Here is a 13,715-nt window from a genome sequence, read left to right as displayed (position 1 = left end):
CCACCTGCATCCTCGTGCTTCGACAACGACGTCCGGAGGTCTTTCATGAACGCGACCATCCGCGCGCGGCTCGCCCGAGTCGCCGCGCTCATCGCCCTGGTGACGATGCTCACCGCTGGCGGAACCAGTCCAGCCACAGCCGCCCCGACGTTCACGTTGACGATCTCCTCGCCGAGCCTGATCTTCCACCGCGGCCCGGGGTCGATCGCGATCGGGTCGACCGCGGCATCGGTCAGCTGGAAGATCGCCGACATAGCCGGCGCCGCCGTCGGCAGCGGAGTGCGCTGGATGTCGGCGGGAGCATCCACCGTCGACATCTCTGCCCTCTCACCCGGCTACTACACGCTGTCGCTGCATGCGGGTGCCGCCCCGAACGCGACCGATCTGACTGTGTCCTTCGCGGTCATCGAACCGGTGCCGACGAGTCTGATCGACGAGAGTTCGCCCTTCGGCGCCGCCACGCACCTGAACCGGCCGGGCTGGGGCGTCGGTGTGCTCGACGAGGCCGTCAAGGTCGGCATCTCCCACATCCGTGAGGACGCGTTCTGGAGCAACTTCGAGACGTCCCCCGGCACGTACACGTATCCCGCCGGGCTCACCGCCATCATCGACGGCGCCCGGGCCCGCGGAATCACCCCGATGGTCATCGCCAACGGCGCAAATTCGCACTACGACAGCGGTCGCACGCCGAGCAGCCCGACGGGCATCGCCGCCTTCGGCGCGTTCGCCGCGGCGCTCGTCGATCACTACGACCTCGATGTGCTCGAGGTGCTGAACGAGTACAACGGCGGTACGTTCAACACGAGCGCCTGCGGTCGCACCGCGGCATGCTACCTCGACGTGCTCGAGGGGGTCGCGCCGGCGGTGAAGGCGGTTCGGCCGAGCACGACGGTCGTCGGGCCCGCGACCATCGGCATCGGCAACTGCATCAGGCCCGACGGCACGAAATGCTTCGCCCCCGACCTGATCGATCGCGGCGGCCTGGATCACCTCGACGCCTACAGCGTGCACCCGTACCACTACCCGGGCGGCCCGGAGTGGCTCGGCGGTAGCGGCGACGCCCTCGCCGGCCTGCGCACCAGGCTGCAAGCGGCCAACGCCGGCAGCGACGTGCCGATCTACCTCTCGGAGATGGGCTGGCCGACGCAGGACGGCGGCGGCACTACCGAGCTGCAGCAGGCCGACAACCTCGTGCGGCTCTACGCGGTGGCCCTGGCGAACGGCGTCGAGCGCATCTACTGGTACGACCTCGTCAACGACGGGCGGGTGCCGACCAGCACCGAGCACAACTTCGGGCTGCTCCGCCAGCCGCTTGCGAGCACCCCTGAGACGATGACCACGGTCATCGCCCACGCCCCCAAGCCCGCCATCGTGGCGCAAGCCGTGCTGGCACGAAAGATCGGTGGCTTGTCGTACGCAGGCGGCGACCCCGTCGCCCTGCCGGTGCGCTCGGCGGTGTTCGGCACGGGTGCTGCGACGATGCGCATCCTGTGGGCGAGCGCCGCGGGCACGGCGACCATCGCCGCGACCGGGCCGATCACCGTGACCGACGTGCTCGGCCGAGCCGAGACGCTCCCTCCGACCGGCGGTCGAGTACTGCTGCCGCTCACGAGCTCGCCGGTCTTCGTCGAGGGACCGGTCGTCGGAGTCTCATGAATTCCGTGATCACCCATTGCGCTCGTCGGTGATGCGCACGGACCGGCCCTTGATCTTTGGGTTGGATGGGCACTACTTTAAATCAATTCGATGGAATTAGACCCACCACTCCAGCTGCCGTTCACCGATGCCCGGCACGGTGCGCCGATTCGATCGAATGGGCAACGCGCCCTGAACGGTTCGGGCGCGGCGATCGAAGGAGATGCGCATGCAGAGCACGAGACAACGTCCGCCGCTGCGGCGGCGGGCCTGGGGCGGGGCGATCGCCACGCTCGTGATGGCGGGCGGGATCACGGCGATCCCCTCCCCCGCACTCGCGGCCGGATCGCCCGACGCGTCGGCGGTGCTCGGCGCCCAGCCGAGCTACGACGGCATCGTCAGGGCCTGGCCGGGCGACAAGGACAAGGACCCGGCGCACGCGGTGAGCGAACAGCTGGGAACCTCGTGCTGGACCATGTCAGGTGATCCCTACAACAACTACCTCTACGTCGACGTCGACGACGCGGTGAAGCCCGCCGGCGCGACGCGCGCGCTCGTCACCCTGAGCTACTTCGACGCCGGTCAGACGAACCTCGAGATCCAGTACGACGGAAAGAACTCGCCGTGGACGGCCTCGTCGAACGTCGCCCTCGCCGGCAGCAACACCTGGGTCACCACGCAACTCGAGCTCGCCGACATCCGCTTCCAGAATCGCTCGAACGGTGCGGACTTCCGCGTGAACGTCAAGGCCAACGCCGCGAGCATCCCCCCGGTGTGCTTCGGCAGAGTCGAGGTGTCGTTCACGGATGCGCCGGTACTGAGCATCACCTCGCCCTCGCTGTTGTTCGAGGAGGGGGAAGGAGCCATCACGTTCGCCTCCGCCGCCGACAGCGTCGACTACACGATCGGCGATGCGAGCGGCGCCGCAATCGACAGCGGCAGCCTCGATGTCACGGATGACGCAGCGGAACTGCCGATCTCCGAGCTGCCGCCGGGCTATTACAGCCTCACGGCCACAGCGGACTCGGGCGCGCCCGTCACCCGAACGACGAACTTCGGCATCGTCACCCCGACCCCTGAAGGGGCGCTCGACCCCGACTCCTTCTTCGCAGTCGGCATGCACTACGGGTGGCAACCGGTCGACACCGAAGAAGCACTGCTCGACGCCATGGCACTCGTCGGCTGGGGCAACACCCGGTCCGACGTCAGCTGGTCGGGGGTCGAGAAGGTGCCCGGGGTCTTCGACTTCGCATCGTCGCCGTTCGACCGGGGCGCTCGGAGCGCCGCCGAACGTGGCATCACCTCGATGGGCAACTGGGGCTACCGTAATGCCCTCTACGATGGCGGCAAGACGCCGTCGAGCCCCGAGGGCATCGCGGCGTTCGCGAACTTCGCCAAGGAGGCATCGCTGTACTTCGATGACGTCACGCCGAACTTCGGCGTGCAGAACGAGTACAACAGCACCGGCTTCAACGACGGTGCGTGCGGCATCACCGCGGCATGCTACATCGACATCCTCGAGCAGCTCTGGCCGGCGGTCGACGGGGCCAACCCCGACACCAATGTGATCGGACCGACCACGGCCGGCACCTCACTCCCCTGGGCGCAGGACTTCATCGCGCAGGGCGGTCTCGACCTGATCGACACCTACAGCACGAACTTCTACGGCTATGGAGACCCGGCCGTGCAGCCGGAGAACACCGACCTCACCGGTGCGTTCCCGCAACTCGTCTCCCTCATCGAGGCGAACCAGGGCGAGCGCGACATCCCGATCTGGGTGACCGAGAACGGTGCGGCCACGTACCCGTCGGGCATCACGGAGACGCAGCAAGCCGATCGCATCGTTCGCGCGCAGTTGCTCGCCCGCGACGCAGGGGCCGACAAACTCTTCATCTACGACGCCCTCGACGACGGCACCGATCGCACGAACCGCGAGCACAACTTCGGCCAGTTCCGCCGACCTGGTGCGGGCATCACGGGAATCGCGCCGAAGCCGTCCGCGGTCGCAACCGCCGTGCTCATCCGCGCGGCGACCGGCCGTGAGCAGGGAGAGCGCGAGGATCTCGGTACCGAGTCGGTGTACTCGTACCCGCTCGTCGGCACCGATTCGACGATCCGCGCGATGTGGTCGACGGATGTTGCGACGGTGCGTATCGCCACCGATGCGCCACTCTCGCTGAGCGACGAGTTCGGGGCAGCGACCACGCTCACCCCGCGGGAAGGCGAGGTCTTCGTCGACCTCGACGGCAGCCCGGTCTACCTCGAGGGCGCGCCGGATTCGATCACCGTCGTGGAGTCGCCATTCGGCGTCTCGACGTCGGCGCAGTCTGTGACGGGCGCCGACCTGCCGGTCATGGTGACCGCCGGTCGCGGCTCGCAACGTCACACCGTGACCGTGTCGGGTGCCACCGCCGAGCTCGTCGGGTCGAAGAACACCTCATCGGCCGAGGTCGAGGTGCCGCCGGCGACGAAGATCGCGGTGCGTGAGCTGACGGCGACGATTGCCGACAAGCACGGTGTGTACGCACGCCTTCGCACGAGCAGCAACGTGGTGACGCCGATGGTCGTCACCGGGCGGCCGGCCGTGGTGTCCGATGAGGCCGGGTACTCGTACGCGTTCGACATCGCCGTTACCAACAATGACGACGCAACTGAGCTGACTGTCGACACGCTGTCGTGGCGTGCCGGCTCGAAGTCCGGGTCGATCCCGGGTCCGCTGACAGTGGCGCCGTCGGGCACCGAGATCACGCGAGTCGCCGTCGACGGTGTCACGCCGTATGCGAACGCCACCTATTCGACCGCAGCGTTCTCAGGCGATCGTCGTGCAACGAACTCGGGCAACCTGAGCTGGTCTCCGATCGAGCCCGACGGCGAGAGCACCTTCGACCCGATCTCGCTCGACGCCACCGGTCGATGGGTGAGCCTCCGAGGTGGGACCCGCACCGAACCCGCCGATCTCGGCGGTACGGTGAAGTTCGCCCACACCGCCGACGCGTTCGTAGCGACAGCAGTCGTGACGGATGAACAGCACTCCGCCGATCGAGCGGAAGGTCTGGCCTGGCAGGCCGACTCCATCCAGTTCTCGCTGTACTCGGATTTCCCGAGCGTTGCGGGAGCCGTCCGCACCGAGGTCTCCGCGGCGCTGTCATCGAGTGGGCCGATCGTCTTCACACACGCAGCTCCGCCAGGACAGCCGGCCGGAGTGACACCCGGCGCGGTCGCCGACATCGTGCGCGACGACGCCGCAGGCACGACCAGCTATCGCATCACCGTTCCGTGGTCGTCGCTCGGCTACGAGACGCCGCCCACCTCGGTGTTCGGCCTGTCGTTCCTCGTGAACGACGCCGACGCGAGCACCGGGCTCGACGCTCGCGACGGCTATCTGGAGTGGGGCGGTGGCATCGGCGCCGCCCCGAAGAACCCGTCGCTGTTCCGGTCTGCGCAGCTGGTCGCACCAGCAGCCTGAGCGTCATGCGCCAGGGGTGGGGCCGCCAGTCTGCGACCTCACCCCCGGCGCACGCCGTGTACCGTGAGAACACACCGCCGCCGGTGCCGGTCGAGTCTCGACCCGCACGGCATCGATCGCAGTCAAGGAGCAGGAGTGGACAGTCCCGGTTCACCCGATCGGAATGGGCCGAGCCGCGGCACCAACCTGCCGCGCGTCGCCGACTTCAACGAAGCCGTCGTGCTCAATTCGATCCGGCGTTCGGAGTCGGGCCGCAGCCGTGTCGAGTTGACCGCCGAGACCGGTCTCTCCGCGCAGACCGTCTCGAACATCTGCCGACGACTGCTCGACCAAGGTCTCGTGGTCGAGACCGGCAAGCAGAGCTCGGGCTTCGGCAAGCCGCGCACGATGCTCGAGCTGAACCCGAGCGGCTCGTACGCCATCGGCGTGCACCTCGACCCCGCGGTGATCACCTACGTGCTGCTCGACTTCACCGGTCGGGTGGTCGTCGACGCGAGTCATCCGACTCCCGCCGTTCGCGACCCCGACTCGGTGCTCGCGCTCGTGAGCGAGCACATCGACGCCCTGCTCTCGAACGCACCGATCGACCGCGACCGCATCCTCGGCGTGGGCATCGCCTCCCCCGGCCCGGTCGACGTGGTGCGGGGTCTCGTGCTCGACCCGCCGCACCTGCCCGGCTGGCATCGTGTGCCGTTGCGCGACCATCTTCGCGCGGCGACCGGTCTGCCGGTCCTGCTCGATAAGGACGTCATCGCCGGGGCGGTGGCGGAGCAATGGGTGGGCGGCGTCGCCCGTTCGAGCAACTTCGTCGTCGTCTACATGGGCACGGGCGTCGGAGCCGGCTTCGTGATCGACGACGTCGTGGTACGCGGCATCTCGAGCAATGCGGGCGACATCGGACTGCTCCCGGTCTCGTCCGAGGAGTTCGGCGACCGCTTCGTCGGTGATTTCAGGGCTTTCTGGGAAGTCGGCTCGCCCGAACGCCTCGTGGCCGGAGCGCTCGACGCCGGCCTGCTCGCGGGCGGCGGCTTCGACCTCGCGAGCCCCGCATCGGTCGATCTCGCCTTCGCCGAACTCTGTGCACTCGCAGACGGCGGCGACGACCGCGCGGCGGCGCTCCTCGATCAGGCCGGTCGCTACACGGCGTCGGCTATCTTGAGCGTGACCAACATGCTCGACGTCGACACCGTCGTGCTCGGCGGCGCGATGTGGGAGCGGGTGGCTGAGCGGTTCCTGCCGATCATCCAGCCGATCGTCTCGAAGGAGTCGATCGCGCGGCAGCTCCATGAGATCCGCATCGTCGGCACCGCCCTCGGCGGCGATGTCGCCGCGATCGGTGCCGCCTGCCTGGTGCTCGACAACAAGTTCTCGCCGCGGCCGTCGACACTGCTGCTCTCGAACTGACGCAGGGGGCACCCGCGTCGAAGGTGGGGTGAAGCCGATCGCGCGCATCACGAGCGCGCCGTCAGGCCCGCACGGTGCCCGTCTCTCGGCAGAAGGAGCGCCAGTGCCGCCCCGACGAGAGCCAGACCCAACGCCACGAGGAAGCCGAGGCGGAACGCCTCGAGTTCCGGCACCCCGTCGCCGGATGCGGCACTCGCCGCGATGATCGACGCCATGACCTGCGTCGCCAACGCACCGCCGATGGCGCGGGCGATCGTCACGAGTGCGGTGGCGACTCCCACTTCGTGTTCGACGGCTTCAGTCGATGCCGAGGAGAAGACCACGGTCGAGGCCGACCCCGCACCGACCCCGGCCAGGATGAGGGCGATCACGATCGTGGTCGCGTCGCTCGAGAGCGTGGCGACGAACGCACCCGCCGCGAGCGCGAGCATCGCTCCGGCACCGACCGCGCGTGCGCCGAGACGTCGTGCGACCTGGCCGGCGAGCGGGGAGGCGATGAACCCGGCGGCGAACGCCGCGGTGAGGAAGTACCCGGTCTGGGTGGCCGTGGCGCCGAGACCGGACGCGTCGGCGGGCTGCGCGATCTGCTGAGGAACGAGGTAGACGATCGACGCGTACGCCCCGCCGATGCACACCCCGACGGCCACAGCCCCGCCGACGGCGCGCGACGTGAGCGTCGACGCGTCGATCATGGGCTGGTCCACCCGTCGCTCGATCAGCATCCACGCCGTCGCGAGCGCCACGACGATGGCGAGCAGACCGCCCGAGACGGGTGCGAACCATCCGGCCGACGAGGTGCTGGCCAGCCACGCGACGGTCGCCACGAGCGCAAGCGACAGCACGGATGCCCCTCCCCAATCGATGCGCGTCGGTCGGTCGTGCTCCCGAACGCCGAGTCGCACGCGCGAGGCGAAGAAGAGGGTTCCGCCGACCACGACGAGCGCCGTCGGCACGCCGAAGAGCACGGCACGGGAGCTGCCCTCGATGAGGGGGCCGGCGATGAGCACCCCGAGGCCCGCCCCGCCGACGGTGAGCGCGACGAGGCCGCCGCTCGCAGTCTTGATGGCGTCTGCGGAGAACAGCCCGCGAATGACCACGAATGCCACCGGGAGCACGCCGAGGGCGAACCCCTGGAGCACCTGCCCGAGCACGAGCATGGGGAAGATCGGGGCGAAGGCGCTGACGAGGCCGCCGGACACGATCATCATGAGCAACGCGGCGAGCGTGCGCTTGGCCCCGTAGACATCGGCGAAGCGTCCCGCGAGCGGGGTGACGATGACGGTTGTGATGGTCGGCGCGACCTGCGCGAGGGCGCCGATCGCGGCGTCCACCCCGAACTCCCGCTGGATGTGCGGCAGCGCGGGCAACAGGAAGCTCTCGAGTGCCGCGCCGGCGAGCACGACGAGCGCGAGCCCCGTGACGGCGACGGTGCGCCGCGCACGAGTGCTCGACGGCGTGGCCGAAGTCAGGACCGCCATGTCGTTCTCCTTCTCGTTGCACGCGAGACGCCGTTCCGCCATTGAGATTCGTTACGCGTAACGTTATTGTCGAGGAATGATACAGCACGCCCCGGGCGGCGCAAGAGCCGGCCGAAGGCCGACGGTCGATCTCGATCGGCTGCTCGTCGTCGCCGCCGAACTCGCCGACGACAGCGGGCTCGACGCCGTCACGTTCCGGGCGCTCGGTGCGCGTCTCGACGTCTCGGCGATGGCCGTGCACCGTGCCAGCGGCGGCATCGACGCACTGCGCCATGCGCTCATCGCCGCCCTCGTGGAGGACGCGGTCGCCGAGCTCGAGTGGCCGACGGACTGGCACGGCATCGTTCGAACCTTCGCGTACGGATTGCGCGATCTGCTGCTGCGGCATCCGCTCGTGCTCGAGGCCCACCGTCAGGCCTCACTCGACGCCCCCGGCGCCGACGACGTCGCGCATCGCGTGGTCGAAGCGCTTGAAGGAGCGGGGCTCTCACCCGAGCACGCCGCGTACGGCTACGCCGCCGTGCACGACTTCGTGACGGGGCACGTGGCGATCAGGCTGGGGCGCGGCGAATCGGAACTGCTCGACATCCCTCAGACGCGTCGCGACGCCTCGGTGTTCGCCGAGCACCACGACTACGAGCGGCGTTTCGACGTGGGCTTGGCGCTGCTCATCGCCGGCCTCGACCACACGGCCGCAGCATGATCGCGCGCATACCGGAGACCATCACCCTCACGACGACCAGTGGTCGAACCATCGCATGGTGCGAGATCGGGCACCCCGACGGCGCCCCGGTGCTCGCCGCGCACGGGTCGCCCGGCTCGCGCTACCAGCTGCTCCCGCTGCAGGAGGCAGCATCGGCTGCCGGCATCCGCATCGTCGCACCCGACCGACCGGGCTTCGGAGGCACCTCACCGACGACGGCGAGCGGTTTCCATACATGGGATCACGACGCGCTCGAACTGCTCGACTCACTCGGCCTCTCCCGGGTCGCCCTCCTCGGATTCTCGGGCGGTGCCGGGTATGCGCTCGCGCTCGCATCCGTCGCGCCAGAACGGATCTCTCGGCTGGTGCTCGCGTGCGGCATGATCCCCGGTGCTCCTCGATCGGCGTTGGCCGGTCGCATCCCGATCGTCAGCGTGCTCTACGGACTGAGCCGATGGCAGCCGGCGCTCGCGACGGCCATGCTGGAGGGACGCGGCCCGTTCGCGAACACCCGCGAAGTGAATCTCTCAGCGTGGCCCGAGGCCGACCGAGCGGTGATGGCTCGGCCAGAGACGAAGCAGCTCATGGCACCGGATTCCGACGAGGGGATGCGGCAGGGTGCCCGTGCTGGGATCGATGATCTCGGACGCTACCACCGGCCGCTTCCGGAGGGGCTCGGGTCGATCCCTCACCAGGTGACGCTCGTGCACGGCACCGCAGACGGCAATGTGCCCATCGGCGTCGCCCGGTGGGCGGCGCTGCACCTTCCGAACGCGAGCCTGCACGAGGTTCCGGGTGCCGGTCATTACTTCGCGGTGACCGCGCCGGAGCTCATCACCGGCGCGCTCCGGAGCGGCGTCGTTCGCTGACGCCGCTCAGCTCACTCGTCGCCGGCTGCCCGTGCGACATCGCCGAAGACGCGCACGGCGACGATCATCGCGCGCTCGTCACCGTTCGTCGCCTCGACGACCACGCGCAGCGCAGCGCTCTCCACCGGCGCTTCGAGCTCGTGCACGCGCCGACGCACCCGGTTGCCCGCGACCGTGACGAGCGGCGCCCACCCGCCGTCGTCGGTCTCGATGTCGACGCGGTAGTCGCGCACGAGCTCGGGCATGACGACGAACGGGGTGCGGTGGTGGTGCAGATTCACGAGGTCTTCATCGACGTCGTCGTTGAAGAGCAGTTCGATGCAGCCGATCGCCTGGCGCTCCATCCAGCGCAGTTCGACGAACTCTTCGCGGCCGTCGGTGATCGGCTCCGATGCCCAGAGGTTCGGGCCGCCGAACGGCCTGGCGAGCCCTCCGACGACACGTTCCGCGAGGTATGCGGTGGTCGTCGGCTCGACGCTGAACGCGGGCGTCTGCCGACGCAGCTCTGCAGCCGACCAGGCGTTGCTCTGCGGCTCCCCGAGGTCGAGGCTCGGTGTCCGGCTGAGCAACGAGAGCACTCCGTACGGCGGACGCTCCGGCGCGACGGCGACCGCGAGGTCCGGGTTGCGGCGCACCACGACGACGACATCGCATGGTGCCTCCGGCACGAAATCGAACCATGCTTCGAGCCTGGTTCGACCCGCCGCCGGAACCGATACCGATCGCGATGCGAGCAACTGCACCGGAATGTGGTTCAAGCCGTTGCCGGTGCTCCAGAGCTCGACCGTCGCCGTCGTCGCGCGCGCGGCGTCGACGCCGAGTCGAACGACGTCGAGTCGCGGGTCGACCGGAAGCACGAGGCCGAAGTCGACTTCGCTGAGCGAAAGGAGCTCGATTTCGCCCGCGCCGTCGGCCGAAAGCCGCTCGAGGGTTGTCGACGCTGTCGCCGACGCCTGGAGGGCGAGGTCGCTCGCGTCGCTCCATGGGACGCCGAGCACCGATGCGTCCTGCCGCAGGAGCGTCGATCGCAGCAGCTCGAGGTGGTCGCTCGCGAGCGCGCGCGGCGTGATTCCGAGGTGCGCCGAGAGCGCTGCGCCCGCCCCGGCCGCTTCACCGGTGACGGCACAGGTCGCCATCACCCGAGTGCTCCCGAAAGCAACATGACTCGCCGAGATGTCACGCCCGGCCATGAGCATGTTCCGCACATTCGCCGAATACAGCGAGCGGAACGGGATGTCGTAGAGACCTGGGCCGTGGAGATGCCTCGACGGGCTGTCATCGGCGTAGATGCCGCCAGGAGGGTGGAGGTCGATCGACCAGCCGCCGAACCCGATCGCGTCGGGGAAGCGGGTCTGTCCGATGATGTCCTGCTGCGTGAGTACATGGTCGCCGATGAACCGGCGGTATTCGCGCTTGCCCGGGATCGTGCCGACCCACTCGAGCGTCAACGTGTCGGCGTCGAACTCGCCGGAGTTCTTGATGTGATCCCAGATGCCGAACGCGATGCCCCACAACTCGTCGCGGATGCGCTCGTTGTCGTCGACGGCGTCGAGCTCGCCGCCCCATTCGATCCACCAGTAGTCGCAGCCGTTCATGGCGGGGTCGATGCGCCGCCGCAGCGTGATGCCTGCTGCTGCGACGTCCTTCGTGATGCCCGGCGGCACGAACCGCACGGGTTCCCCCGCGTCCTTCGTGTAGAAGAGGATGGTGCTACCGAGCATGTCGTCGTCGGCGACTTCGGGCGCCCACGGTTCGCCATGCATGCTCCGGTCTTCGCGACCGCTCGAGAAGCGAGCGCCGGCCAGGAAGCCGACGAGGCCATCGCCGGTGCAATCGATGAACACGGATGACTCGAAGCGGATCAGCTTCTCCGAGCCCGACTGCCACCCCGTCACGGCGCGGATCACCCGATCTGATTCGTCGCCATCGGCGTCGACGTCGCGGACCTCGGAGTTGAGGAAGAGCGCGATGTTCGGTTCGGCGTGAACGAGATCGAGCAGCACGTGATCCCAGAGGATCGGATTGCCTTCGGGGTTGCGCCACTGGTTCTCGAGGAACAGCTCGCCCATGATGCCGGTCTCGCGTGCGAACTTCTGAGCACCGTGCGCCGTCGCCCCCACGACCCATACTCGGATCTCGCTGCTCGAGTTGCCGCCGAGCACGGGCCGGTTGTTGACGAGTGCCACCCTGGCGCCATTGCGCGCAGCACTGACCGCCGCAGCGACCCCCGCGGGCCCCCCTCCGACGACCGTGACATCGGCATGGTGAGTGAGCTGCATCATCTCGGGAAGGGCCTCTCGTCGTCATCGAACGTGATCCGCGCTGAACACGGCGCACTAATTCCACAGTTTAGATGAAGTCGCCGCATCGCGACACGCACCCCGAAGACTCGCGCGCCCCAGTTCACTCACGCCCTTGACATCGAGGATGCCTCGGGGAAAACTAGGGCTCACAAATTTGGATGACATCCAAAGAGTTGTCCGGATACAGGGGTCGACCTCCACATTCCGTGGACGAGGGAAGGAACCGCGAGTGAGTGAGCACCGAAGCAGCGACCGCAACAACACGATCGAAGGCTATCCACGGAGGCAGTTCCTCACCCTCGCCGGGGTGGCGGCCGCCGGCCTGGTGGTGGCCGCCCCGAGCGCGATGGCCATGACGACGCTCGATGCCGCACAGGCCGCCGGCGCATTCGTCGTGCCCGGCGAAGGCGGCCCCCTCAAGCGGATCTGGATGGCGTGGCCGTCGAGCACGTCGATCTGGGGCAGCCTGCTCTCGGGCATCCAGGGAGATATCGCGAAGATCGCCAACGAGATCGTCAAGACGACGCCCGTCATCATGTGCGCCGACGGAACGAGCGCCGCCGCCACGGCGCGCAGCCGGGTCGGCGCCAACGTCACCGTGATCAGCTCCATCCCGGTGAACGACTGCTGGATGCGCGACTCCGGTGCGGTGTTCCGCACCGACGGGGCGGGCGGCATCGACGCGATCGGCCTCAACTTCAACGGCTGGGGCAACGAGCAGACCCATGCCAAGGACGCGTTGGTCGCGCAGCGGATGGCCGCCCAGAACGGCGTCGCGTTCACCGCGGCGAGCGTCGTCGGCGAGGGCGGTGGCGTCATCTCCGACGGCGACGGCACGCTCATCGCCAACCGCAGCTCGTGGGTCGACTCGGCTCGCAACCCCGGCAAGTCGGCAGCCCAGATCGAGGCCGAGCTCCTCCGGATGTACGGTGCCTCCAAGATGATCTGGTGCCAGGGCATCTCGGGGCAGGACATCACCGACGACCACATCGATGCGACGGTCCTCTACACGAGCCCGGGCCGCGTGATGGTCCAGCTGAGCAATCCGGCGCGCCCGTCGAGCATCTGGTCGCAATCGGCGATCGCGACGCGCAACCTGCTCGCGTCCGCCACGGATGCCAAGGGCCGGCGGCTGGAGGTCACCACGATCTACGGGCCGGCGTCGCTCCCGCGCATCCCGGCCTCCGCACAGTCGACGTTCTTCGACGGTTACCTGAACTGCATCGTGACCTCGGGGTCGGTCATCACCGCCCAGTTCGGCGATCCCACCACGGACACCGCGGCCAGGGACGCGCTCTCCGCGGCATTCGGTCGCCCGTGCGTCCAGCTGAACCTCGACGTCCTCATGGGCGAGGGCGGCGGCGGCGCGCACTGCGTCACCATGGAGGAGCCGCTCGGTTCCGGCGGACCGACGCCGACCCCCACCCCGACACCGACGCCGCCGGCCGGTGCCACCATCGCGGCGGACCGGAGCTCGGTGGCCCGAGGCGGCACGATCCGCGCGAACGTGGCGGGCGGACCCGGCGGCCGGCGCGACTGGGTGGGCCTCTACCGCGCGAGCGACCCCGACAGCGCAGGCGGCTACGACGAGAAGTACCTGAACGGCCAGGACAACCCGCCCGCCACCGGTCGCACCTCCGCGACGATCACGTTCACCGCGCCCTCGACGCGAGGGGCGTACAACTTCCGCTTCTTCGCCGACGACGGGCTCACCCTGCTCGCCACCAGCGCGACCTTCCAGGTCACCTGAGCGACTCGGCAGCGGGCGGGCGGCGGCGCGGCCCCCCCCCCCCGCCCCCACCAGGGGTGCGGGGGCGGGGGGCGGGGGAGTTTAAAAAAAAAACACCACCCCGACAA

The 13,715-nt window shown here is 68.9% G+C and carries 8 protein-coding genes; 6 read left to right on the top strand and 2 right to left on the bottom strand.

Translation table 11 applies throughout. The annotated features are described in order from the left end of the window. Window positions 1–45 precede the first annotated feature (45 nt). From ACFTQE_RS03450 to ACFTQE_RS03440, 3 genes are all read left to right on the top strand, one after another. Window positions 46–1,656, top strand: coding sequence for a hypothetical protein (locus ACFTQE_RS03450; RefSeq protein WP_376923740.1), 1,611 nt, complete (start codon window positions 46–48; stop codon window positions 1,654–1,656). Window positions 1,657–1,864: 208 nt separating this feature from the next. Beyond that, window positions 1,865–5,101, top strand: coding sequence for a hypothetical protein (locus tag ACFTQE_RS03445; RefSeq protein WP_376923739.1), 3,237 nt, complete (start codon window positions 1,865–1,867; stop codon window positions 5,099–5,101). Between the two features lie 135 nt (window positions 5,102–5,236). After that, window positions 5,237–6,505, top strand: a complete 1,269-nt coding sequence (locus ACFTQE_RS03440; RefSeq protein WP_376923738.1) for an ROK family transcriptional regulator — start codon at window positions 5,237–5,239, stop codon at window positions 6,503–6,505. A gap of 47 nt (window positions 6,506–6,552) precedes the next feature. Here ACFTQE_RS03440 and ACFTQE_RS03435 read toward each other — a convergent pair whose 3' ends face one another. Then, window positions 6,553–7,983, bottom strand: a complete 1,431-nt coding sequence (locus ACFTQE_RS03435) for an MFS transporter (RefSeq protein WP_376923737.1) — start codon at window positions 7,981–7,983, stop codon at window positions 6,553–6,555. A 76-nt stretch (window positions 7,984–8,059) separates the two neighbouring features. Here ACFTQE_RS03435 and ACFTQE_RS03430 point away from each other — a divergent pair, with 76 nt between their 5' ends. Together ACFTQE_RS03430 and ACFTQE_RS03425 are read left to right on the top strand one after the other, a co-directional pair. Further along, complete coding sequence (locus tag ACFTQE_RS03430) at window positions 8,060–8,686, top strand: TetR/AcrR family transcriptional regulator C-terminal domain-containing protein (RefSeq protein ID WP_376923736.1); 627 nt, start codon at window positions 8,060–8,062, stop codon at window positions 8,684–8,686. Further along, entirely contained in the window at window positions 8,683–9,555 is an 873-nt protein-coding gene (locus tag ACFTQE_RS03425; RefSeq protein WP_376923735.1) for an alpha/beta fold hydrolase, read from the top strand. The genes ACFTQE_RS03430 and ACFTQE_RS03425 overlap by 4 nt, the downstream gene beginning before the upstream one ends. Window positions 9,556–9,566: 11 nt before the next feature. Here ACFTQE_RS03425 and ACFTQE_RS03420 read toward each other — a convergent pair whose 3' ends face one another. Beyond that, the gene (locus ACFTQE_RS03420; RefSeq protein ID WP_376923734.1) at window positions 9,567–11,837 is read right to left on the bottom strand and encodes an FAD-dependent oxidoreductase; all 2,271 of its coding nucleotides are present in this window, start codon (window positions 11,835–11,837) and stop codon (window positions 9,567–9,569) included. Window positions 11,838–12,087: 250 nt separating this feature from the next. Between ACFTQE_RS03420 and ACFTQE_RS03415 the strand changes: the two genes are divergently transcribed. Continuing rightward, window positions 12,088–13,608: an agmatine/peptidylarginine deiminase gene (locus tag ACFTQE_RS03415; RefSeq protein ID WP_376923733.1), complete on the top strand. Its 1,521-nt coding sequence runs from the start codon at window positions 12,088–12,090 to the stop codon at window positions 13,606–13,608. Window positions 13,609–13,715 lie beyond the last annotated feature (107 nt).

This window comes from Agromyces sp. NPDC056965 (assembly GCF_042673425.1).
Taxonomy (GTDB): Bacteria; Actinomycetota; Actinomycetes; order Actinomycetales; family Microbacteriaceae; genus Agromyces.
This window is presented reverse-complemented; position numbering and strand designations above follow the sequence as displayed.